Raw genomic sequence first — 21,243 nt, 5'->3', positions numbered from 1 at the left:
AAAAGTTTCGCATGCCCGTTCCGAGGATCTTGAGCACCCCCCTTGCGGGGAGAAAACCCCATTTCAGGCGGCGTTGGCAGCGGTACCCGTGGAGGTGGACGCGGAGGGGGTGCTCGCGGCCAGGAAAGTCTTCCAGCCGCCGGCCGGCTGCTGCCCGACGTCAAGGGTGCGCAGCTTCTCGAGGACCTCCGGCTTCTGGACGTCGATCCAGTCCGTGAACTGCCGGAAGGAGACCAGCCGCACGTCCGCGCCCTTCTCCTTCTCGCGCGCGATGTGCTTGAAGGCCTCCTCGACGGCGTCCATGTAGATGCCGCCGTTCCACTGCTCGAAGTGGTTGCCGACGAAGAAGGGCGCGCGGTTCGTCTCGAATGCCCGCTTGAATCCCTGTATGTACGCCTGCGAGGACTGCTGCCGCCAGCCCGGGTAGTTGTGGCTGGGCGCCTTGGTCGAGTTGATCGACTGGTTGGCGAGCATGTTGTAGTCCATCGAGAGGACCTCGAAACCGCGGCCGGGGAAAGGTATCTGCTGCAACGGCAGATCCCAGATCCCGTCCTTCTTCTGCGGCCACACCTGACGCCCGCCCGGCGAGGAGGCGTCGTAGCGCCAGCCGAGGGCGCGGGCGGTGGGCAGCAGATTGTCCTGGCCGAGCAGACAGGGCGTCCGGCCGCCGACGAGTTCCTTGTCGTAGTCGAAGGGCAGCGCGGGCTGGTCGCTCCAGCCGGTGTTGGTCCGCCACTCCTTCACGAACGACTTCGCCTGGTCTATCTCGCTGCGCCACTGCTGGGGCGTCCAGTTGCCGACGGTCCCGTTCCCGGAGCAGAAGTGCCCGTTGAAGTGGGTGCCTATCTCGTGCCCCTCGAGCCAGGCGCGACGGACGCCGTCGAGCGTCATCCTGACGTGCTCGTCGGTGAGGTAGCCGATGTCGGACGCGCCGCGCGGGTTGTTCGGCGGGTCGTAGAGCCGCTTCTTCGACTCGGGCAGCAGATAAAGCCCGGAGAGGAAGAAGGTCATGCTCGCGCCGTGCTCCTTGGCGAGGTCGAGGAAGCGCGTGAAGAGTCCGTTGCCGACCTCGCCGGCCCCGTCCCAGGAGAAGACGACGAACTGCGGCGGCTCCTCGCCCGGCTGGAGCGGCACGGGCTTGGCCGGCTGGTGGGGCTGCTTGCCGGTGAAGGAGGTGGAACCGTCACCGATGGGGCGGGCGGTGGCCTTCGGACTGGCGCTGCCGGAGGGCTTGCCGGAGCCACTGGAACCGCCGGGGGTGCTCGGCCCGTCCGAGTTCGTGAGGCTGCCGCAGCCCACGAGTCCGGCAGCGGCGGCGGCCCCGGCACCGAGTCCGAGTGCTCCCCTTCGGGTGATGGCGCGCATGGCAACCCCGTTCGTCACATTTTCCGATGGTCACCCATTCAGAGGACGTGACGAACGAGGAGGTTCCGCCGATAGTTCCGGATTCCGTAACAGAGGGGCTTATTTCAGCCACGGCATCCGGCCGGGGATTCCGGTGGACGGGTCCCGGTGGACGGATCCGGCCGAGCGGTGGGCCTACGCCCCGAAGGCCTTGCCCTTCCCCTGCACCGGCTTGGCGCCGGCCCGGAGATGGGCGGGCACCAGATCGATGGCGGGCTCGCTGTAGCCGACGGACACGATCCTGTCGCCCTGGTACGTGAAGGTCGTCAGCGAGGCGAGCGTGCACTGCCGCTTGCGCGGGTCGTGCCACAGCCGCCGCCGCTCGACGTAGGACCGCACGATCCAGATCGGCAGCTGATGGCTGACGAGCACCGCCTCGTGCCCGCGGGCCGCGTCCTTCGCCGCGTCCAGCGCGCCCATCATCCGGACGACCTGGTCGACGTACGGCTCGCCCCAGGACGGCTTGAACGGGTTGACGAGGTGCTTCCAGTTCTCGGGCCGGCGCAGCGCCCCGTCCCCGACGCCGAAGGTCTTGCCCTGGAAGACGTTCTCCGCCTCCAGAAGCCGCGCGTCGGTGGCCAGGTCGAGCCCGTGCGCCTTGGCGATCGGCGTCGCCGTCTCCTGCGCCCGCTCCAGCGGGGAGGCGACGACGTGGGTGACGTCACGGGAGGCGAGGTGCTCGGCGACCCGGTCCGCCATCTGCCGGCCCAGCTCGGAGAGGTGGTAGCCGTCGAGACGGCCGTAGAGCACCCCGTCGGGGTTGTCGACCTCACCGTGCCGCATGAGGTGGACGACGGTGAGGTCCTTGTTGCCCGCGGTGTTCTCGAAGGCGCCCTCGAAGGCGCTCTCGGGGGCGTTCGCTCGGGCGTTTTCCGGGGTGGTCATGCCGCTGTGGCCTCCGCAGCCGCTCGGGCCGCCGCCGGGAGGGCGTCGGCGATTCTCTGGACGGCCCGGTCGTCGTGGGCCGTGGACACGAACCAGGACTCGAAGGACGACGGCGGCAGGTACACGCCGTTCGCCAGCAGCGAGTGGAAGAAGGCGGTGAAGCGGAACGACTCCTGCGCCTTCGCGTCCTCGTAGTCACGGACCGGCCGGTCCGTGAAGAAGACGGAGAACATGTTGGAGGCGCTCTGGAGCGTGTGCGCGACACCCTCCTTGGTCAGCGCCTCCGACACCAGGGACTGGATCCGGGTGGAGACGTCGTCGATCCGGGCGTAGGCGGCATCGTCGAGGAGCCGGAGCTGGGCGAGCCCGGCGGCGGTCGCCACGGGGTTCCCGGAGAGGGTGCCGGCCTGGTAGACGGGCCCGGCGGGGGCGAGGTGCGCCATGACGTCCGCCCGCCCGCCGAAGGCCGCGGCGGGGAAGCCGCCGCCCATGACCTTCCCGAAGGTCATGAGGTCGGGCCGCACGCCGTCGATCCCGTACCAACCGGCCCGGCTGGTCCGGAACCCGGTCATGACCTCGTCGGAGATGAAGAGCGCGCCGTTGTTCTGGCAGGCGTCCTTGAGCCCCTGGTTGAAGCCGGGAAGGGGCGGCACGACCCCCATGTTGCCCGGCGAGGCCTCGGTGATCACACAGGCGATCTCGCCGGGGTGCCGGTGGAAGGCCTCCTGCACGGCCTCGAGGTCGTTGTACGGCAGGACGATGGTGTCTCCGGCCTGCGCGCCGGTGACGCCGGGGGTGTCGGGAAGCGCGAAGGTCGCGACCCCGGAGCCGGCCGCCGCGAGGAGCGAGTCGACATGCCCGTGGTAGCAGCCGGCGAACTTGATCACCTTGGTGCGCCGGGTGAACCCGCGGGCCAGCCGGATGGCCGACATGGTGGCCTCGGTGCCGCTGGAGACGAGCCGCACCTGCTCCAGGGGCCCGATCCGGGCGACCATCTCCTCGGCGAGCGCGACCTCGCCCTCACCGGGCGTACCGAAGGAGGTACCGCGCGAGACGGCCTCCCGCACGGCGGCGATCACCTCGGGGTGCGAGTGCCCGAGGATCATGGGCCCCCAGGAACAGACCAGGTCGACGTACTCCCGGCCGTCGGCGTCCGTGAGATACGGGCCGGTGCCGGACACCATGAACCGGGGCGTGCCGCCCACGGCGCGGAACGCGCGCACCGGCGAGTTCACACCCCCCGGCGTGACGGCGGACGCACGGTCGAACAGTGCCTGCGATACAGGCGCATCGTATGAATAGGGCAGTTCGCTCATGACCTGCGACTTCTCCGACCTTCTCCGACTTGCTGGACTCCGGTTGTCAGTGACCTCCCAGGGTAGGCCAGCGGCGATCGGGGCCGGCGGGGCCGTCATCCGCCTTCACCATCTGCGAAACTGAGTCGGAACGGGCCTGATAGACGTAGCTCACACCGACCGTGTGTCCAGTGGCTGCGAAGATCCTGCGGACAGGTGTTTCAACGCACGTTTCGGCGGGCGGCCGTGGGGGAGGTCACTGACACGATGATCGGGTTGCGCGGCGGGGGCCACGCGTCCTAGAAAAGCAGTCGGGTGGAGATATGCATCGCGGTGGCGGACTGGGCGAGGGGACTGACGACCTGGGTCCTCGACGTGCCCGGCGGGGGAAGCACCGGCGCGACGCGGAGGAAGCCAACGAAGCACGTCAGACGCAGGCACAAGGTGTACCGAGTGAGCCCGAGCGGATCGACCGAATCGATCAGATCGACCGAATCGACCACATCGAGCGGTTCGAGCAGATCGACCGGCGAGTCGAGCAGCGGATCGATCCCCTCCGGGCCGGGAGCAGGAATGGTGGTCGGGTGGGGGTGACGTACAAGTACTTCGGCGCGCCCGACGGCGCGACCGCGGCCCGCGTCCCGATCTCGATGCGCCCTGAGGAACTCGGCGGCGACGAGCTCGGCATGAACGGCATGTTCACCAAGATCAAGCCGGAGACGATGGCCGCGATGGTGCTGACCGGCATCGAAGGCGTCCCCCTCAGCAAGGTGCCCCCGCTCGAACTGGTCGTCCTCCATCCCGACTACGCCGTGGTGAAGCTCCCCATGACGGTCGTGGATCCGCTGCGGGACATCGGCGAGGAAGCGGTGGGCGCGGCGGCCTTCATCTGGTCGACGGTCCCGGACCGGGGCGGCCCCCGGGACGCGTTCAACGTGTACCAGCTGCTGCACGAGTGGCAGGACTTCAGCCACCGCCTGCATGAGGCGGGGCATCAGCCGTACTGTCTGGTCTGGCCGTGAGCTGAGGGCTCATCGGTGGCGGGCGAGGTCCTCGGACCTCGCCCTTTTCGGTGGGTGCGGTGCGCTCGAGGCCGTCAGGCGTCGAGGGTGACCGTGCCGAGGCGGCTGACCACGGCCGGGTCGCGGTGGTCGAAGAACAGGGACTCCCCGGTGTCCATGGCGGCGACGGCGGCCATCTGGTCGTCGGTGAGCCGGAAGTCGAAGACGTCGATGTTCTCCGCCATGCGATCGGCTCGGACCGACTTGGGGATCACGACGACATCGCGCTGGATGAGCCAGCGCAGCACGACCTGCGCCACGGACTTGCCGTGCGCGGTGGCGATCTCGCTGAGCACCGGGTGGGTGAAGAGGTTGTTGCGGCCCTCGGCGAAGGGGCCCCACGACTCGATCTGGACCCCGCGCTCGCGCATGATCGCCTGGTCGTCGGCGCGCTGGTGGAAGGGGTGGGTCTCGATCTGGTTGACCGCCGGCGTGACCTCGTTGTGGTCGATCAGGTCCACGAGCCGGTCGGCGTGGAAGTTCGAGACGCCGATGGCCCGGGCGAGACCCTCGGCGTGCAGGCGCTCCATGGCGCGCCAGGAGCCGTAGACGTCGCCGTAGGGCTGGTGGATCAGATACAGGTCGAGGTGGTCCAGGCCGAGCTTGCGCAGCGAGGTGTCGAAGGCGCGCGCGGCCCGGTCCTCGCCGGCGTCGGAGATCCACAGCTTGGTGGTGACGAACAGTTCCTCGCGCGGGACGCCGCTGCTCCTGATCGCGCGGCCGACGGCCTCCTCGTTGCCGTACGCGGCCGCGGTGTCGAGCGCGCGGTAGCCGGCGGCGAGGGCGTCGCTGACGGCCTGCTCGGTCTGCTCGGGCGGAATCTGGTAGACGCCGAAGCCGAGGACGGGCATCTCGACGCCGTTGTTCAGGGTGACGGTGCTGACGGTCTGCATGCGCGTTTCCTCACGTGTGTGTAGGGGGGATGGGAGGAGGGCGTGGGCCGCTCTCCTCGGTGGGTTTCCCCGGTGGGGGGCGGGCTGTCGAGTGTCCCGATACTCGGCGGTCAGCCGGACGCCGTCGGCCGGGGTGTTGTCGCGGCCGGTCCGATCCGGGAAAGTCGCAGGCCACCCGGCTTGATGTACCGCATCGATCGCCGCCTCTCGTCGTCGGTCGCCCGCTCCGGACCGGCCGTCGTGGCCACGGCCCCATGCAGCCGTACCCGTCGGACGGCGGCGCCTCACGGTCGGTGCTCCATGCGGACACGCCACGACGATGTCCAGCCTGCCGCCGTACGCCGACCGCAGGCAGGCCGAGATGTGCCGGGGAGCGGCCGGCGGGGGTGTGACAGGGCCCCCTGACCGGGCGTGTCACGGTGGCGTCGGGGAGACACCGGCGTCATGGCACCCGAGCAGCACAGCGGCGGCGAGGAGCTGGGGCGCTTCCTGCGCGCCCGTCGCACCCGGACCAGCCCGCGGTCCGCCGGACCGACGCCCGGGCCCGGCATGCGCCGCACTCCCGGTCTGCGCCGCGAGGAGCCGGCCACCCTCGCCGGGATCAGCATCGACTACTACACCCGCATGGAGCGGTGACCGGGACCGGTCGGGCCGACGGCATGCCCTCGTGACGGGAACTCCCGCTGTGGGTCCGGTCGTTCGGGTTCACGGAACGTGTCGACCACCGCGGGGACGGGGCTGGTCTTCGAGCGACCCCGCATGGTGAATGATGATCTGACAGTCACTCACGGCGGTTCATCCGGTGGTGGGACGCGAGTCCAGGACGGAGCCAGGCAGCATGACCTCTCCCCTCAGCGGCAGCAGCGACGCCGGTAGCGGCGGCACCGGCAGCCCCTTCTTGAAGATAGACACGAGCAAGCCCCACCCCGCCCGGATGTACGACTACTTCCTCGGCGGGAAGGACAACTACGAGGTCGACCGGGACGCCGCCGAGCAGTTCATCAAGGCGGCACCGGAGGTACGGGACGGGGTCCGCGCCAACCGGCACTTCATGCACCGCGCCGTCCGGCACGTCGTCGCGGAGGGCGGCGTCCGGCAGATCCTCGACATCGGCACGGGCCTGCCCACCGAACCCAACGTGCACCAGATCGCGCACTCCATAGCCCCCGCGACCCGGGTCGCGTACGTCGACAACGATCCGATCGTCAGCACCCACTCGATGGCCCTCATGGCCGACGCCGACACCGATTCCGGCACCGACGCCCACACCTCGGTCGTCCTGGCCGACCTGCGGGATCCGCGCGCCGTCCTCGACCACCCCGACGTCCGCAAGATCATCGACTTCGACGAGCCCGTGGCGCTGCTGCTGGTGGCCGTCGTGCACTTCCTCGCCGACGCGGACGACCCGGACGCGGTCGTCGCGACACTCCGCGACGCGCTGCCCGTCGGTTCCTACCTCGTCCTGTCGCACGCCACGGGCGACGTCCACGAGGACCGGCGCGAGGACGCGGCCTCCGTCTACAACAAGGCCAGCGCCTCCCTGAACCTGCGCCCCCACGCCCGCGTCCTGGACCTCTTCGGCGACTTCACCCTCCTCGACCCGGGCCTGGTCCCGGTCCCGGACTGGCGCCCCGAAGAGCCCCCGAAGCGAGACGCCCCGCCGATCGGCATCTACGGCGGAGTGGCCCGCAAGAACGGCTGAACGGGACGGGACTGCGGGACTGCGGGACTGCGGGACTGCGGGACTACGGAACGGCGGAACGGCGGAACGGCGGAACGGCGGAACGGCCGATCAGCGTAGGGGGGTTGTCTCCAGGAGGCGGTGGGCCAGGTGGTGGGCCGGGGTTTCCGTTTGACCGGCCACCCGGCGGAAGGTGTCCTGGGCGGGGCGGGCCGGCCAGTCCGGGGGGAGATGGCGGGACGGGAGCCGGGGGTCCGTGCGGATCGTCCAGAGCCATTCGCTGACCAGGCGCAGGCGGGTGCCGATCGGGTCCTCGCCCGGTCCCGCGTTCAGGTGGGCCGTCCAGCGCTTGTCGAAGGAGACATAGCGGGCGGCGACGCTCTCCAGGTCCCAGGTGTCGCGGATCATGAGGCCGATGTCGGTGGCCTCGTCGGCGGAGGCGTGGAAGATCTTGACGTGGGCGGTGAGGCCGAGTTCGGCGACGACGGCGGCGACGTCGACCTTCCCCGGCGCGATCCACAGCCCGCTGTACAGCGCGCCGAACCCGGACCAGGCGAGCCGTGAGCGCAGGTCGTGGCGCTCGCGCTGGCGGGACTCGGGGAGCGAGAAGCCGAGCAGCGTCCAGTCGCCGTCCCAGTCGTCGTTGACCGCGCCCTCGCGCCAGATGCGGGTGCGGCCGTCCCGCAGTACGCGTGTCGCCTGCTCGGTCAGGCCGAAGTACATCTTGCGGCCCTCCCGCTGGCGCCGGAGCAGGCCCCGGCTGACCATGCGGGTCAGCGTGGACCGTACGGCCTGTTCACCGACGCCGACCCGGCCGAGTACGTCGATGATGCTGCCCGAGTAGACGCACAGGTCGCCCTCTTCCAGGACGTGGTTGCCGAAGAAGGCGAGCATGAGCGACTGCGGGCGCAGCTGCGGGGCGCCGCCGTCCGAGGTGTCCGGCATGTCGTGCGGCATGGTGTCCGGGATGTCGTCGTCCTCCACGGGGGAAAGGGTACGACCGCCCGCCTGCGGGTGCGGCGGGCGGTCGCGGGGGCTACCGGCGGTCGGCCGGGTGGGCGAGGTCGTACGGGCGCAGGTAGGGAGTGGGGCGGTAGGGGACGTAACGGGTGGGGGTCGTCGGATCGGCCGCCGTGGCACGGGAGTTGAGGGCGGCCGGGTCGGTGCCCCGCCAGTGGCCGGTGGTGAGGCGGTCCTCCAGGGTGTGCAGGGCGGCGAGCTGTTCGGCGGGGCTGAAGGTGCAGTGGCCCGCGTTGTCGACGTACGCCTGACGCAGCAGGGCCGAGGACCCGGCGGCGGTCACGGCCCGGCGCAGGGCGCTCTCGGTCTGGACCGGGACGAGGGCGTCACCGATGGTGTGGACGGAGAGCTGCGGCTTGGCGAGTTCGCCGGTGAAGGAGCTGGTGCCGCTCATCCAGGCCACCGCGGCCGGGTCGGCGGCGATGCGCGGGGCCCGGTTCAGGGTGGTCAGGTCGGCCGTCAAGGACAGTCCGGCCTTCCTGTACAACTCGGTGACCTCCTTGCGGACGGAGGACCGGCCGAGCAGCTTCGCGTAGTCGACGCCGGTGTTCCAGGACATGTTGCCGCCGGCCCGGACCTCGGCCTCCTGCCGCCGGTTGAAGGCGGCGATCTTCAGCAGGCCCTTGACGGCGTCGTACTGGTTCGCCTGCTGCGCGTCCCAGTCGGTCGCGGCGGGCCGGGGCTGCGTCGGCTGGTTCCAGACCGGGATGTTGTGCAGGGCGGCGGCGAGGGCGATCCGGGCCCGGCCCGCGGCCGTCGTCTGCGCCGAGTCGACCGCGGCCGTCAGGGTGTTCGCCGCCTCGGTGGCGGCCGTCTGGTCCGCGAGGTCCACCAGCGGGACGTCGGAGCCGGGCGCGAGGAGGGTCTTGACGGCGAAGGCGGGGTCGAGGGTGTTGTTCCAGTTGGCGACCCCGCCCTGGACCAGGCCGCACAGGGCGACGGAGCCGTCGATGCGGTCCGGGTGGCGTTCGGCGATGGCCGTGGTGACGAGCCCGCCGTAGGACCGCCCCCAGGCGATCGTCCGGCCGGCCGCGCCGAAGCGGTCGGTGAAGGCGGCGAGGGCGGCGAGCTGGTCGGGGACCGCGTCCGTCACCGCCCAGCCCGTGGTGGCGTACGAGGAGCCGACGAGCGCGTAGCCCTTCTCGAGGAGGAGGGTCTTCGTGGCGGCGTCCGGGGCGTCCTGCGCGGGGTTGGCGGGACCGGAGGTGTAACCGTGGCTGAAGAGCAGCACGGTTCCGTTCCAGCCGGCGGGCACATCCATCATGTACGCGGCGCCGGAGGGGAGCCGGCCCTCGACATGACTCGTGTCCGCCGCGGCCGCCGCCGTCGAGGCGGGAAGGGCGGTGACGGCGAGCAGGACGGCGGCCGCCCAGGCGGTGCGCGTACGGGAGCGGGTGGGGGTGGGCGTGGGGGTGGGGGGCGTCATGCGGTGATCTCCTGCGTGTGGGGGGCGTCGGAGCCTTCGGCGGGGTCCGCGGTGTCGGCGAGGGACGTCCGACTGGTCTCGCGGACGAAGAGGACGGTCACGGCGGTGACGACGGCGCCGCCGCAGAGCAGCAGCGAGACGGGGGTGCTGTTGCCGCTTCCCGCCACCAGGCTGCCGGCGATCATCGGGGAGAAGCCGGCGCCGATGAGGGTGGCGCCCTGGTAGCCGAGGGAGGCGCCGGTGTAGCGGACCCGGGTGCCGAACATCTCGGTGAGCAGGGCGCCCAGCGGGCCGTACATCGTGGACTGGGCGATGCCGTGGCCGAGGACGACCGCGAGGATCAGCAGTCCGGGCGACCCGGAGTCGACCAGCGCCAGCACGGGGAAGGCCAGCGCCGCCGAGGCGAGCGCTCCGGCGAGGACGACCGGACGGCGGCCGACCCGATCGGAGAGCGCGGAGGCGCAGGGCAGCACGACGAGGGCGACGGCGGCGGACACCGTGAGCGCGGTGAGCACCTGCGGGCGGGCGTAGCCGATGCCGGTGGCGTACGCGATCAGATAGCTGGTGAGCAGCGACTGGGCGGTGAAGGCGCCGATGCCGACGCAGCAGGCCAGCAGGACCGGGCGTGGGCGCCGCAGCACGTCGAGGATGGGCAGCCGCGACTCGGCGCGGTCCTTCTTCACCTCGGTGAACAGCGGACTCTCGACGACCTTGAGGCGGACGAAGAGCCCGACGCCGAGCAGCACCACGCTCAGCAGGAACGGCACCCGCCAGCCCCAGGCCGCGAACTCGTCCTTGGGGAGAGCGACGACGAGTGCGACGACGGCGGTGGAGAGCAGGGAGCCGAGCGGGGCCCCCATCTGCGTGAAGCTGGACCACAGTCCGCGCCGCCGCTCGCCCGCGTGCTCGACGACCATGAGCGTGGCGCCGCCCCACTCACCGCCGATGGCGATGCCCTGCACGACCCGCAGGGTGATCAGCAGCACCGGCGCCCACACGCCGATCGTGTCGTACGTGGGCAGCAGTCCGACGAGGAAACTCGCGCCGCCCATCAGGCCCATGGTGAGCAGCAGCATCGACTTGCGGCCGAGCCGGTCGCCGAAGTGCCCGAAGAGGATGCCGCCGAGCGGGCGGGCGACATAGCCGGCGGCGAAGGTGCCGAACGCGGCGATGGTGCCGACGGCGGGGTCGGCGCCGGGGAAGAACAGCTCGCCGAAGACGAGGGCGGCGACGGTTCCGTAGACGAGGAAGTCGTAGAACTCCACGGCGGTGCCGAGCAGTCCGGAGGCGGCGACCACGCGCAGCTGCCGGGTTCGTTCCGCGGACGTGGACGTGGACGGTGACGGTGACGGTGATGCGACGGGGGACGGGGGCATCGCGGTCTCCCTTGACCGGGGGAAGGACACCGTGAAGTTAGGCCTTCAAGTGACCGCCGTCAATAAAGTGCACAACATTGGGCCATGGTGCGGGCCACCGCCTCCAGCAGAGCACGGTGACCCGCCCGGGTCATTTCAGGGGCCGTAGGGGTCGTACGGGCCGGTCGTACGGGCCGGTCGTACGGGTCGCGCGCGTCGGTTGTACGGGTCGCGCGTGTCGGTTGTACGGGTCGTACGGGTCAGGCCGCGAGGGGGGCGGGTTCGCCCGCCGGCTCCTCCTCCAGCAGGTCCACCAAGGTCGCCCGAGCCCGCGCCACGCGCGACCGCACGGTGCCCACCGGGCAGTCGCTCGCCTCCGCCGCCTCCGCGTAGGGCAGACCGGCCAGCTGCGTGAGGACGAACGCCTCCCGTCGCTCGGCAGGGAGCGAGGCCAGCAGGTCCAGCAGGACGACGCCGTCGTCGAAGCCCGGCAGATCGCGCGGCTGGGCGCGCTCGGCGGCGAGCTGCCAGTCCGGCACGTCGGACAGCCGGGGCCGGGTGGCGGCGTACCGATAGCTGTCGATCACCGCCCGGCGGGCGATGGACAGCAGCCAGGAACGGGCCGAGGAGCGGCCCTCGAACCGGTGCAGGCTGCCGAGGGCGCGCAGGAAGGTGTCCTGGGCGAGGTCGTCGACCGCCTGGGGATCGGCGCACAGGTGGGAGACGTAGCGCAGGACGTCTCGGTGCAGAGCGCGTACGAAGCGCTCGACCGCGTCCGCGTCACCGGCCCGGGCGGCGAGCGCCCATGCGGTGATCGACTCGTCGAGGGCGGCCTGTGACGCATGGGAGGCCTGGGGTGCCTGGGGTGCCTGGGGTGCCTTCACGGCAGACGTGATCACCTGGTGTCCTTCTCGGATCATCCACGAGGGCATGAGGGAGAAACGGCCCCACGCCCGCCTGCGCGGGCGTACGGCCGTGGCCCGGGGCGCACAGGGGCAGCCCCGGGTCGCCTGCTGCCGGCCTGTCGTCAGACGGCGGCAGCGGTCCCCGAGGGCGGACCCCTAGTGGTGATCGCGTGGGTGAGAAGGAGCAGCCGGGGCGCTCGCGCCGATCCGCGGCGGCGGAACCGGACACGCGGCCGGTCCGGGGTGACGGGCAGGGCGAGCAGCAGCCGCAGCGGCGCGGCCAGCCGTCCGGCCACCGCCCGCAGAATCCGGAACGCGGCCTTCTCGCCGTGCGCCAACCACAGCCCGCACAGCAGCGCGGCGAGCAGGTGGGCGGCGAGCATGCCGAACGAGGAGGAACCGCCCTCGCCGGCGGCTTCCCCCACATGGCTCATGTGGCTCATATGGCCCATGTGGCCGGTATGGCTCGCGTGATCCAGGTGGCTGACGTGAGCCATGTGGCCCATGTCCATGTCCATGGAGTCCATGCGCATCGAGCCCATGCCCATGACGCCCATGCCCGCGGACGCCGCGTCACCGGACTCCGGCCCGGCCAGCGAGAACGCCGAGTGCAGGGCCGTCTGGGCGGCGACCACGACCGTCACGATCAGCGCCAAACCGCGCTCCCGGCCCGCCAGGCACCAGCCCGCGATCCCGGTGACGGCCACGCCCGCGGCCAGCGCCCACGCGGGCACCTCGGACCCGGACATCATCACGTGGCCCAGGGCGGCGAGCAGCACACAGACAGCCGCGAACAGCGCGGCCCGTAGCGTGCGAGTACACCACCCAGCAGTCATGGCGCCTCATCCTCGCATCCGGACACCGCCCGTCGTACGGGGGTACGGAATTCACCCCGGCCCGGAACTCAATCCGCCGTATATGACCTACCTCACCTCACCTCACCGCACCGTCCGCGGCACCGCTCGCCGCGGTCCGGCTCCCTCCCCCGGCCCCGCCGGGCGGCGCGGGGTTCCCCCGAAGGGGCCAGTCCACCGCGCAGGAGGCGCTCACCCCGCCGACCCTGGGGACGGGGCGTGTCTGTCGTGGCATGTCCATCGAGCAGCGGAGGTGCCGGTGAGCGTTTGCGCCGAACGCGTGCGGATCGCGGTCATCGGAGACTGCCCCGTCTTCCGGCACGGCATCTCGAACCTGATCGGCGCCGCTCCCGACCTCCACCTGGTCGCGGCCGCACCGTCGATCGAGAGCGCGGACGGCAGTCTGCGCGGCGCGCAGGTCGTCCTGATGGACCTCCAGCAGTCCGCCCCGAGGCTCGCCGCGACCGTGACGAAGCTGCGGCGGAGAGGGCATGCCGTCCTCGTGGTGTCGTCCTCGCCGTACCTGGACGCGGTGCAGGCGATCCAGGCGGGCGCGAGCGGCTATCTGAGCCGGCAGGCGGAGGCGAACGAAATGCTGACGGCGATTCGGACCGTGGGTTCGGGCCGCAGTTACGTCTCTGCGCCCGCCAGCCATCTGGTGGGGCCGGCACCCCGTTTCACGGACCGGGAGCAGGAAATCCTGCGCCTTCTCGCCAACGGTTCGACGGACCACGAAATCGCCGCCGCATTGGGCATCAGCAAACACACCGTCCATTCGCACCTCGACCGAATCGGCGAGAAAACGGGATCCCGACGCCGTCCCGATCTGACGCGAATTGCCGTGGAACACGGTCTCACCAGCCTGGAATAGAGCCCTCCGCGAGCTCCGCCGTGGGTGGTGCCGTGGGTAGTCCTACCCCGTGCGGCGTGGGCATTTAACGCCCTTGACCTGCGGCGATCTAGCCCCGATCTTGGGAGAGGACCACTTCACCGCGTCCGTCGGAACAGCGAACAGGCACCACCCCTCGGGGCCATTCGCACCTGAGCCGACAAGCTAGGAGAAGTCATGCGTAATCGTCTCGCAATCATCGCCGCCGCGGCGGTACTCCCGATGACAGCCGCAATCTCGCTCGCAGCGGCGACGCAAGCGGGAGCGGACCCGAACAGCAAGACGGTCGTGGTAACGGGGGCAGTCGAGGACTGCCCGAACGGAACCCCGCCCAACAAGGTGACGATAACGACGACCAAGAGCAAGGAAGTCCGCACCGACAAGACGGACGTCGATGACACGGGCGAGTACTCGGTGAAGTTCACGAAGATCGCCAAGGCCGGGGACAACGGCACGGCCAAGGTGACATGCACCGGTGACTCCTACACCGACACATTCAAGATCAAGCGGCCCACCGACCCGAACTCCCTCACGCAGGAGCAGGACATCGAGTCCCCGTAGACCCATGTCCTGGTGAGCGCACCTGCCGCTGCGCGACGGACGTCGGCCGGGTCTCGTCCCCACGAGGCCCGGCCGACACACGCCCGGAATTGCCCGTGGCCAGGCCACGAGGTGGCCCTCAGCCTCCGTCCGCGCCCGGCCCGTCCGGCAGCCCGCCCCCCACCGTGAACCCGATCACCGAGCCGCCCCCCGCCCGCCGGAACGCGAAGGGTGCGCCTCCGTGTGTCAGGGCCACCTCGCGCACGATCGACAGGCCAAGACCCGAGCCCGGCAGGGAGCGGGCGTCGGCGGCGCGGTAGAAGCGGTCGAAGACGCGGGTCAGGTCGGTCTCGGCGATGCCGGGGCCGCGGTCGAGGACCTCGACGCGGACGACCCCCGGCCGGGACGGCCCGGTGACGGCGATCTCGACGGGCGCCCCGCCCCCACGGTCGAACTTGGTCGCGTTCTCCACGAGGTTGGACACCGCCCGCTGGAGCATGGCCGGCCGCCCGTAGAGGGTGGTGTCACCGCTCGTCCGGATCAGGACCGGCCGCCCCGTGCGGCGCCGGGCCAGGCCCGCGACCTCCTCCGCGATGTCGGCGAGGTCCAGCCTGCGCGGCGGCTCGGTGTCGGACTGGCCGGCCGCGAGGTCGACGAGCTCGTTGACCAGGTCGGTCAGTTCCCGGGCCTCCTGGGTCAGATCCGCCACCAGTTCGTCACGGGTGTCCGGCGGCAGCTCGTCGATGCGGCGCAGCAGGGAGATGTTCGTCCGCAGCGACGTCAGCGGCGTACGCAGTTCGTGCCCCGCGTCCTGGACCAGCCGCCGCTGGTCCTCCTCCGACTGGGCGAGCCGGCCGAGCATGCGGTCGAAGGCGCGGCCCAGCCGGCCCACCTCGTCGTGGCCGGTGACCGGCACCTGCACGCCGAGCCGACGGGTGCGGGCGACGTCCTCGGCGGCGGTGGTGAGGATCACCAGGCGGTGGGTGATGCGCCGGGCCAGCCACCAGCCGAACAGCCCCGCGGCCGTCACCACCGCGATCATCAGGATCAGCGTGCGCTGCTGGAGCGCCCGCAGCAGGTCCTCGGTGTCGCTGAACTCCTGCGCCACCTGCACCGCGCCCCGGCCGCCGCCGAGCGACACGGTCGCGATGCGGTAGACGTCGCTGCCGACGTCGACGTCCTTGTGCTCGGTGATCCGCCCGGCCGCCGCGGCCGCCGCGATCGTGTGGTCGGCGGACACGACGGGCAGTCCGGGGCTGCCGCTGTCCACGACCGAGCCGTCCGCGCCCAGCACCTGTACGTCCGTGCGGGCCGGCCGCACGATGTCGTGCCCCGGCGCGGACGAGGAGAAGTCCTCCGGCGCCATCCGGTGGTCGCGCACCTCGTCCCGCAGGTCCTGCACGACCTCGTCGAACACCGACTCCTGGTCCACCCGGACCAGCCGGGCGGCCGCCGAGTACGACAGGACGCCGACGAGCACGGTGACCGCGGCCGTCACGGCCGCGAACGACACCGCGAAGGTGGTCCGCAGCGACACCAGCTTCGGCCGCGGCCGGGACAGCAGCCGACGCAGACGGCTCACTCGCGTCCTCGTCCCACTCTCGTCCTCGTCACTCAGTCTTCCCGCAGCACGTAACCCACCCCGCGCACGGTGTGGATCAGCTGCGGGGCGCCGGGCTGGTCGAGCTTGCGGCGCAGATAGCCGACGTAGACGGCGAGGTTCTTGGAGCCGGGACCGAAGTCGTAGCCCCAGATACGGTCGTAGATCGTGGAGTGGTCCAGGACGATCCCGGCGTTGCGCGCCAGCAGTTCCAGCAGCTCGAACTCGGTCCGGGTCAGCTCCAGCTCGCGCCCGCCACGCCACGCGCGCCGCGCCTGCGGGTCCATCCGCAGCCCGGCCGCCTCCACATCCCGCTCCGTACTCCGCTTCGGGGCGTCGAGCACCGGCACGGCGGCCTCGGGGGCGGCGTCGGGGGTGGTGCGGCGCAGCAGCGCCCGCAGCCGGGCGAAGACCTCCTCGACGTCGAACGGCTTCACGACGTAGTCGTCGGCGCCCGCGTCCAGACCGGCGATCCGGTCGGCGGTCTCCACCAGCGCGGTCAGCATCAGGATGGGCGTACGGTCGCCCTCGGCGCGCAGCACCCGGCAGACCTGGAGGCCGTCGATGCCGGGCATCATCACGTCGAGGACGAGCACGTCCGGCGGGTTCTTGTGGGCGTGCGCCAGTGCCTCGACCCCGTCGGCGACCGCGGTCACCCGGTAGCCCTCCAGGGCGAGGGCACGTTCCAGGGCGTTGCGGATGGCACGGTCGTCTTCGGCGAGCAGCACGGTGGGAGGCACCAGGCCAGTCTGCCAAGGCCTCCGGCGGTTGGGCGGTGGGGACGGTCCTACGATCACCCTTCTTACTGGGCTCTCACCGTCCGGGTGGGCGTGTCCCGGGGGGCTGCCGCCCCCAGACCCCCGCTTCGGCCTGAACGGCCTCGTCCTCAATCGCCGGACGGGCTGGTTTTCCCCGCCCGGCGCTCAACAGGGCAGCGGTGAGCCCGACGCCGCCGGCTGGTCGGCCCTCGTCCTGAAAGGCCGGACGGGCTGGATTTCCCCGCCCGGCGCTCAACAGGGCAGCGGCGAGCCCGACGCCGTCGGCTGGTCGGCCCTCGTCCTGAAAGGCCGGACGAGCTGGATATCCCCGCCCGGCGCTCAGGAGGTCACCGTCCGGCGCTCAGGGGCTCAGCGGGCGGCCAGGGCCGCCAGCTGGTCGGCGAAGGGGACCACCGTGAACTCGTCCTTCTCCGCCTTCTCGGCCTTCTCGGTCTTTGCCGGGCCGGACGGCGTGGACAGGCCCGTCATCAGTGTCGCCAGCTCGCCCGCCGCCCGCTCGATCCGCTCGGGCAGGCCCTCCGCGCCCCAGTCCTCCGAGGCGGCGTAGACGGCGGTCGGGACGATCACGGCGCGCAGGTACGAGAAGAGCGGCCGCAGGGCGTGCTCGAGCACCAGCGAGTGCCGTGCGGAGCCACCCGTGGCTCCGATCAGCACCGGCTTGCCCGCCAGCGCGTCCGGGTCGATCACGTCGAAGAACGACTTGAACAGACCGCTGTAGGACGCGGAGAACACCGGGGTGACGACGATCAGCCCGTCCGCCGCCGTCACCGCCGCCAGCGCGGCCGCCAGCTTCCGTCCGGGGAAGCCGTTGGTGAAGTTGTGGGCGATCTCGACGGCGAGGTCGCGCAGCTCCACGACCTCCACCTCCACGTCCGCCCCCGCAGAGGTCCGCCCGGCGGTCGCGGCCGCCAGCCGGTCGGCCAGCAGCCGGGTCGACGACGGGACGCTCAGCCCCGCCGAGACGACGACGAGCCTCATGCGACGTTCACCCCTTCCTGGGTGGCCTTGCCGGCCTGGGCCGCCTTGAGCATCGACTCGTGGGTCGGCGCGTCCGGCACCTCGGCCGGCCGGCCGACGGCGAACTCCTTGCGCAGCACCGGCACGACCTCCTCGCCGAGCAGGTCGAGCTGCTCGAGCACGGTCTTCAGCGGCAGCCCCGCGTGGTCCAGCAGGAACAGCTGGCGCTGGTAGTCGCCGGCGTACTCGCGGAACTTGAGCGTCTTCTCGATGACCTGCTCCGGCGTGCCGACGGTCAGCGGGGTCTGGTCGGTGAAGTCCTCCAGGGACGGCCCGTGACCGTAGACCGGCGCGTTGTCGAAGTACGGCCGGAACTCGCGCACCGCGTCCTGCGAGTTCTTCCGCATGAAGACCTGCCCGCCGAGCCCCACGATGGCCTGCTCGGGCGTGCCGTGCCCGTAGTGCGCGTACCGGGCGCGGTACAGCTCGACCATCCGCTTGGTGTGGTCGGCCGGCCAGAAGATGTTGTTGTGGAAGAAGCCGTCACCGTAGAACGCGGCCTGCTCGGCGATCTCGGGCGAGCGGATGGAGCCGTGCCAGACGAACGGCGGCACGTCGTCCAGCGGGCGGGGCGTGGAGGTGAAGCCCTGGAGGGCAGTGCGGAACTTGCCCTCCCAGTCGACGACGTCCTCGCGCCACAGCCGGCGCAGCAGGGCGTAGTTCTCGATGGCGAGGTTGATGCCCTGCCGGATGTCCTGGCCGAACCAGGGGTAGACCGGGCCGGTGTTCCCGCGTCCCATCATGAGGTCGACGCGCCCGTCGGCCAGATGCTGGAGCATCGCGAAGTCCTCGGCGATCTTCACCGGGTCGTTGGTGGTGATGAGGGTGGTGGAGGTGGAGAGGACCAGCCTCTCCGTCCGCGCGGCTATGTAGCCGAGCATCGTCGTCGGGGACGAGGGCACGAACGGCGGGTTGTGGTGCTCACCGGTGGCGAAGACGTCGAGGCCGACCTCCTCCGCCTTCTGCGCGATGGCGACCATGGCCTTGATCCGCTCGCGCTCGGTCGGCGTACGGCCCGTGGTGGGGTCCGGCGTGACATCGCCGACGCTGAAGATCCCGAACTGCATGGTCGCTCAACCTCCAAAGTTGTTGACCGTTAAACTATACCTGCCGAACACCTCCCTGGCCCCCTGTATTCCGCCGACCGGCACGACTGTCAGTGGCCCGTCCTACGATCCGGACATGGCCACCCCACGCCGTGACACCCGAGGCATCGTCGACGCCGCGGACTTCCTCGCACGCGTGCGCTTCCGCCGTCCCGAACCGGCCCCGCCCCTGCGCCCCTACGTCGAGCACTACTGGCTGATCGACTGGGACCTGACCGAGCCGTACGTCTCCCACGTGGTCCCGCACCCCGCGGTCCACCTCGTCTTCCAGCGTTTCGAGGGGCAGGAGCCCTTCGTCGAGATCGCCGGCGTCCAGCAGGGGCTCTTCACCCAGAAACTGGAGGGCCGGGGGCGGGTGTGCGGCGTCAAGTTCCGCCCGGGCGGCTTCCGCCCCTTCGCCCCCGAGCACCCGGTCTCCCACTGGACGGGCCGCCGGGTCCACCTCACCGGCACCGACCCGGCCCCGGTCCTCGATCCGGCCGGCGAGGAGGCCCGGGTGGCGGCCCTCGACGCGCATCTCCTGGCGGCCCGCATCCCCCGCCCGGACCCCCAGGCCGACCTCGCGATGACCCTCGTCGACCGCATCCGCACCGACCGCGCGATCCGCAAGGTGGCGGACCTCGCGAGCGACGAGGGGCTGTCGGTACGCCTGATCCAGCGCCTGTTCGCCGCGTACGTCGGCGTGGGCCCCAAATGGGTGATCCTGCGCTACCGCATCCACGAGGCCCTGGAACGGGCGGAGGCCGAGCAGACGGTGGACTGGGCAGCCCTGGCCGCCGACCTGGGCTACGCGGACCAGGCCCACCTGGTGCGCGACTTCACCACGACGGTCGGCGTCCCCCCTGCCACCTACGCAAGGCATCGCAGCTCATGAACGGCCCCGAACCGAGCCGCACACGGCTCCGCCGCACGGACGCGGACGCAGCCAGGCCACTGCGCGCGGGCTGAGCTCCGCCGCCCGGACGCAGGTACGGCTCCCCCGCGTGCCGCACCCGACTCTGCCCGGTCCCGCGGCCGGGAGCGGCACGCGGCTTCGCCGACCGCCTGGGCGCGCCCGACCCTCGCCGTCCAGCGGCCCCCTGCCCCCGGCGCCTGGCTAAGGCACCAGCACCAGTCGGCCCCTGACCCCGCCCTCCGCCAGCCGTGCGTGTGCCTTCGCGGTGTCCTCCAGCGTGAACGTCTCGGCCACCCGGAGGGTCAGCTCGCCCGCATCCACCGAGCGCACCAGCTCCGCCAGCCGGGCCCCGTCCGCGCTCACCTCGACAGCCTCGGTCCGCACCCCCCGCTCCGACGCGGGCTGAGCCTGCGGGATCACCCCTACGTACGCGCCCCCGTCCCGCACCAGGGCCAACGCCTCGGAGCCCAGCACCGCCGCGTCCAGCACCGCGTCGAAACGCCCCTCGCCGCCCGGGAAACGGGTGGCCCCCAGCGACCGGACGAACTCCTCGTCCTGCGCCCGAGCCAGCGCGGCGACCGTCACCCCGCGCCGCGCGGCCAGCTGGACGGCATACCCGCCGACCGCCCCCGCACCGCCCGTGACCAGCAACGAATCCCCCGGCGACAGGGCCAGCAGGTCCAGCGCCTGCGCAGCGGTCAGCGCGTTCAGCGGCAGGGTCGCCGCGTGCACCGCGTCCACGGAAGCAGGCGCGAGCGCCACCGCGTCCGCGTCGACGACGACGTACTCCGCATGCGTACCGAGCGGCTTGACCATCCCGTAGTCGAGGGCCACGACCTCCTCCCCCACATTCCACGCGGAGGCCACCCCCACCGCGTCCACCGTCCCGGCGACGTCCCAGCCGAGCCCGACCTGCTTGCCGGCGCCGCCGAAGACCCCGGAGCGCACCCCGGCGTCGACCGGGTTCAGCGCGGCCGCCGCCACCTTGATCCGCACCTGCCGGGCGGCCGGCTCCGGCAGCTCCGCGTCCACGATCTCGACGGCCTCGGGCCCGCCGAACGTCCGCACCACTGCTGCACGCATGTCAACTCCCCTGGATAGGCGGGTACTTGCGGGGGTCCCCCGCTTCCCTCTTGCTGTCACAACCCTAGGAAGAGTTACTATCCAGGGGGAAGTAGTTACCTGAAGGTGCCTACGTCACCGGGAGGAGAGCCACCATGGCCACCACGACCGCCGCCCAGCGGCGCGAGCAGGCCCGCACCGAGTACGACGCCTTCCTCCGCGACTGCCCGACCAACCAGCTGCTGGACCGCCTCAGCGACAAGTGGGTCAGCCTGGTCGTCTCGGCCCTCGCCCCCGGCCCCCAGCGCTACAGCGACCTGGCCCGCAGGATCGCCGGCGTGAGCCCCAAAATGCTCACCCAGACCCTGCGCACCCTGGAACGCGACGGCATCCTGACCCGCACGGTCACCCCGTCCGTCCCCGTCCGCGTCGACTACGAGCTGACCCCCCTCGGCAGCAACCTCGCGCTGCTGCTCACGGCCGTGAAGAACTGGGCGGAGATCCACTTCGACGAGGTCCATGCGGCCCGCCGACGCTACGACACAGACAGCACCGACGTCTGAGCGGTGCCGTTCG

At 71.5% G+C, this 21,243-nt stretch carries 20 protein-coding genes and 1 pseudogene; 7 read left to right on the top strand and 14 right to left on the bottom strand.

The features are described from left to right. Window positions 1-63: 63 nt before the first annotated feature. From G9272_RS26010 to hemL, 3 genes are all read right to left on the bottom strand, one after another. Window positions 64-1,365, bottom strand: a complete 1,302-nt coding sequence (locus G9272_RS26010; RefSeq protein ID WP_171402175.1) for a hypothetical protein — start codon at window positions 1,363-1,365, stop codon at window positions 64-66. A 174-nt stretch (window positions 1,366-1,539) separates the two neighbouring features. After that, complete coding sequence (locus tag G9272_RS26005; protein ID WP_171402174.1) at window positions 1,540-2,187, bottom strand: histidine phosphatase family protein; 648 nt, start codon at window positions 2,185-2,187, stop codon at window positions 1,540-1,542. Window positions 2,188-2,285: 98 nt separating this feature from the next. Beyond that, window positions 2,286-3,605 (bottom strand): glutamate-1-semialdehyde 2,1-aminomutase, encoded by a 1,320-nt coding sequence (gene hemL / locus G9272_RS26000; RefSeq protein WP_171398791.1) that lies wholly within the window; start codon window positions 3,603-3,605, stop codon window positions 2,286-2,288. Window positions 3,606-4,168: 563 nt separating this feature from the next. Between hemL and G9272_RS25995 the strand changes: the two genes are divergently transcribed. After that, complete coding sequence (locus G9272_RS25995; RefSeq protein WP_020130078.1) at window positions 4,169-4,606, top strand: hypothetical protein; 438 nt, start codon at window positions 4,169-4,171, stop codon at window positions 4,604-4,606. A 74-nt stretch (window positions 4,607-4,680) separates the two neighbouring features. Here G9272_RS25995 and G9272_RS25990 read toward each other — a convergent pair whose 3' ends face one another. Next, a complete protein-coding gene (locus tag G9272_RS25990; RefSeq protein ID WP_171398790.1) occupies window positions 4,681-5,538 on the bottom strand; it encodes an aldo/keto reductase in 858 nt (285 codons plus the stop codon). 444 nt (window positions 5,539-5,982) lie between these two features. On the opposite strand from G9272_RS25990, the pseudogene G9272_RS25985 reads away from it, so the two are divergent. Next, window positions 5,983-6,171, top strand: a pseudogene (locus G9272_RS25985) (helix-turn-helix domain-containing protein); the annotation flags it as partial. A 205-nt stretch (window positions 6,172-6,376) separates the two neighbouring features. After that, window positions 6,377-7,240 (top strand): SAM-dependent methyltransferase, encoded by an 864-nt coding sequence (locus G9272_RS25980; protein WP_171398789.1) that lies wholly within the window; start codon window positions 6,377-6,379, stop codon window positions 7,238-7,240. Between the two features lie 90 nt (window positions 7,241-7,330). On the opposite strand, the gene G9272_RS25975 is transcribed toward G9272_RS25980, so the two are convergent. The 5 genes from G9272_RS25975 to G9272_RS25955 all read right to left on the bottom strand — a co-directional run bounded on the left by G9272_RS25975 (window position 7,331) and on the right by G9272_RS25955 (window position 12,761). Then, window positions 7,331-8,203: a PaaX family transcriptional regulator gene (locus tag G9272_RS25975; protein ID WP_437184306.1), complete on the bottom strand. Its 873-nt coding sequence runs from the start codon at window positions 8,201-8,203 to the stop codon at window positions 7,331-7,333. A 52-nt stretch (window positions 8,204-8,255) separates the two neighbouring features. Next, window positions 8,256-9,665, bottom strand: a complete 1,410-nt coding sequence (locus G9272_RS25970) for an alpha/beta hydrolase family protein (protein WP_171398788.1) — start codon at window positions 9,663-9,665, stop codon at window positions 8,256-8,258. Continuing rightward, the gene (locus tag G9272_RS25965) at window positions 9,662-11,041 is read right to left on the bottom strand and encodes an MFS transporter (RefSeq protein WP_171398787.1); all 1,380 of its coding nucleotides are present in this window, start codon (window positions 11,039-11,041) and stop codon (window positions 9,662-9,664) included. The genes G9272_RS25970 and G9272_RS25965 overlap by 4 nt, the downstream gene beginning before the upstream one ends. Window positions 11,042-11,280: 239 nt before the next feature. Continuing rightward, window positions 11,281-11,919: a sigma-70 family RNA polymerase sigma factor gene (locus G9272_RS25960; protein WP_253267945.1), complete on the bottom strand. Its 639-nt coding sequence runs from the start codon at window positions 11,917-11,919 to the stop codon at window positions 11,281-11,283. A gap of 128 nt (window positions 11,920-12,047) precedes the next feature. Further along, window positions 12,048-12,761, bottom strand: a complete 714-nt coding sequence (locus G9272_RS25955; protein ID WP_171398786.1) for a hypothetical protein — start codon at window positions 12,759-12,761, stop codon at window positions 12,048-12,050. Between the two features lie 298 nt (window positions 12,762-13,059). Here G9272_RS25955 and G9272_RS25950 point away from each other — a divergent pair, with 298 nt between their 5' ends. Continuing rightward, entirely contained in the window at window positions 13,060-13,650 is a 591-nt protein-coding gene (locus tag G9272_RS25950) for a response regulator transcription factor (protein WP_253267944.1), read from the top strand. A 195-nt stretch (window positions 13,651-13,845) separates the two neighbouring features. Beyond that, on the top strand, window positions 13,846-14,229 hold the full coding sequence (locus G9272_RS25945; RefSeq protein ID WP_171398784.1) for a hypothetical protein: 384 nt from the start codon (window positions 13,846-13,848) through the stop codon (window positions 14,227-14,229). Window positions 14,230-14,347: 118 nt separating this feature from the next. On the opposite strand, the gene G9272_RS25940 is transcribed toward G9272_RS25945, so the two are convergent. The 4 genes from G9272_RS25940 to G9272_RS25925 all read right to left on the bottom strand — a co-directional run bounded on the left by G9272_RS25940 (window position 14,348) and on the right by G9272_RS25925 (window position 18,671). After that, on the bottom strand, window positions 14,348-15,790 hold the full coding sequence (locus G9272_RS25940) for a sensor histidine kinase (protein WP_171398783.1): 1,443 nt from the start codon (window positions 15,788-15,790) through the stop codon (window positions 14,348-14,350). Between the two features lie 32 nt (window positions 15,791-15,822). Beyond that, on the bottom strand, window positions 15,823-16,536 hold the full coding sequence (locus tag G9272_RS25935) for a response regulator transcription factor (RefSeq protein WP_301272174.1): 714 nt from the start codon (window positions 16,534-16,536) through the stop codon (window positions 15,823-15,825). A 399-nt stretch (window positions 16,537-16,935) separates the two neighbouring features. Continuing rightward, window positions 16,936-17,565, bottom strand: coding sequence for an FMN reductase (locus G9272_RS25930; protein ID WP_171398781.1), 630 nt, complete (start codon window positions 17,563-17,565; stop codon window positions 16,936-16,938). After that, window positions 17,562-18,671 (bottom strand): LLM class flavin-dependent oxidoreductase, encoded by a 1,110-nt coding sequence (locus G9272_RS25925; RefSeq protein WP_171398780.1) that lies wholly within the window; start codon window positions 18,669-18,671, stop codon window positions 17,562-17,564. The genes G9272_RS25930 and G9272_RS25925 overlap by 4 nt, the downstream gene beginning before the upstream one ends. A 115-nt stretch (window positions 18,672-18,786) precedes the next feature. On the opposite strand from G9272_RS25925, the gene G9272_RS25920 reads away from it, so the two are divergent. Next, window positions 18,787-19,584 (top strand): helix-turn-helix domain-containing protein, encoded by a 798-nt coding sequence (locus tag G9272_RS25920; RefSeq protein WP_171398779.1) that lies wholly within the window; start codon window positions 18,787-18,789, stop codon window positions 19,582-19,584. Window positions 19,585-19,806: 222 nt separating this feature from the next. Here the strand turns inward: G9272_RS25920 and G9272_RS25915 are convergent, their stop codons facing one another. After that, complete coding sequence (locus G9272_RS25915) at window positions 19,807-20,688, bottom strand: NADP-dependent oxidoreductase (protein WP_171398778.1); 882 nt, start codon at window positions 20,686-20,688, stop codon at window positions 19,807-19,809. A 134-nt stretch (window positions 20,689-20,822) separates the two neighbouring features. Here G9272_RS25915 and G9272_RS25910 point away from each other — a divergent pair, with 134 nt between their 5' ends. After that, window positions 20,823-21,230 carry a winged helix-turn-helix transcriptional regulator gene (locus tag G9272_RS25910; RefSeq protein ID WP_171398777.1) on the top strand — a complete coding sequence of 136 codons (408 nt, stop codon included), beginning with the start codon at window positions 20,823-20,825 and terminating at the stop codon, window positions 21,228-21,230. Window positions 21,231-21,243: the final 13 nt, after the last annotated feature.

This window comes from Streptomyces asoensis (genome assembly GCF_013085465.1).
Classification (GTDB): Bacteria; Actinomycetota; Actinomycetes; order Streptomycetales; family Streptomycetaceae; genus Streptomyces; species Streptomyces cacaoi_A.
The sequence above is the reverse complement of the archived record's forward strand: the minus strand, read 5'-3'. Positions and strand labels throughout refer to the sequence as shown.

Bases quoted from the DNA above. Each gene is read 5' to 3' on its own strand.
- G9272_RS25925 (WP_171398780.1), bottom strand. From the start codon at position 18,671: ATGCAGTTCGGGATCTTCAGCGTCGGCGATGTCACGCCGGACCCCACC.
- G9272_RS25970 (WP_171398788.1), bottom strand. From the start codon at position 9,665: ATGACGCCCCCCACCCCCACGCCCACCCCCACCCGCTCCCGTACGCGC.
- G9272_RS26005 (WP_171402174.1), bottom strand. From the start codon at position 2,187: ATGCGGCACGGTGAGGTCGACAACCCCGACGGGGTGCTCTACGGCCGT.
- G9272_RS25990 (WP_171398790.1), bottom strand. From the start codon at position 5,538: ATGCAGACCGTCAGCACCGTCACCCTGAACAACGGCGTCGAGATGCCC.
- hemL (WP_171398791.1), bottom strand. From the start codon at position 3,605: ATGAGCGAACTGCCCTATTCATACGATGCGCCTGTATCGCAGGCACTG.
- G9272_RS25965 (WP_171398787.1), bottom strand. From the start codon at position 11,041: ATGCCCCCGTCCCCCGTCGCATCACCGTCACCGTCACCGTCCACGTCC.
- G9272_RS25955 (WP_171398786.1), bottom strand. From the start codon at position 12,761: ATGACTGCTGGGTGGTGTACTCGCACGCTACGGGCCGCGCTGTTCGCG.
- G9272_RS25920 (WP_171398779.1), top strand. From the start codon at position 18,787: ATGGCCACCCCACGCCGTGACACCCGAGGCATCGTCGACGCCGCGGAC.
- G9272_RS26010 (WP_171402175.1), bottom strand. From the start codon at position 1,365: ATGCGCGCCATCACCCGAAGGGGAGCACTCGGACTCGGTGCCGGGGCC.
- G9272_RS25945 (WP_171398784.1), top strand. From the start codon at position 13,846: ATGCGTAATCGTCTCGCAATCATCGCCGCCGCGGCGGTACTCCCGATG.
- G9272_RS25910 (WP_171398777.1), top strand. From the start codon at position 20,823: ATGGCCACCACGACCGCCGCCCAGCGGCGCGAGCAGGCCCGCACCGAG.
- G9272_RS25930 (WP_171398781.1), bottom strand. From the start codon at position 17,565: ATGAGGCTCGTCGTCGTCTCGGCGGGGCTGAGCGTCCCGTCGTCGACC.
- G9272_RS25980 (WP_171398789.1), top strand. From the start codon at position 6,377: ATGACCTCTCCCCTCAGCGGCAGCAGCGACGCCGGTAGCGGCGGCACC.
- G9272_RS25915 (WP_171398778.1), bottom strand. From the start codon at position 20,688: ATGCGTGCAGCAGTGGTGCGGACGTTCGGCGGGCCCGAGGCCGTCGAG.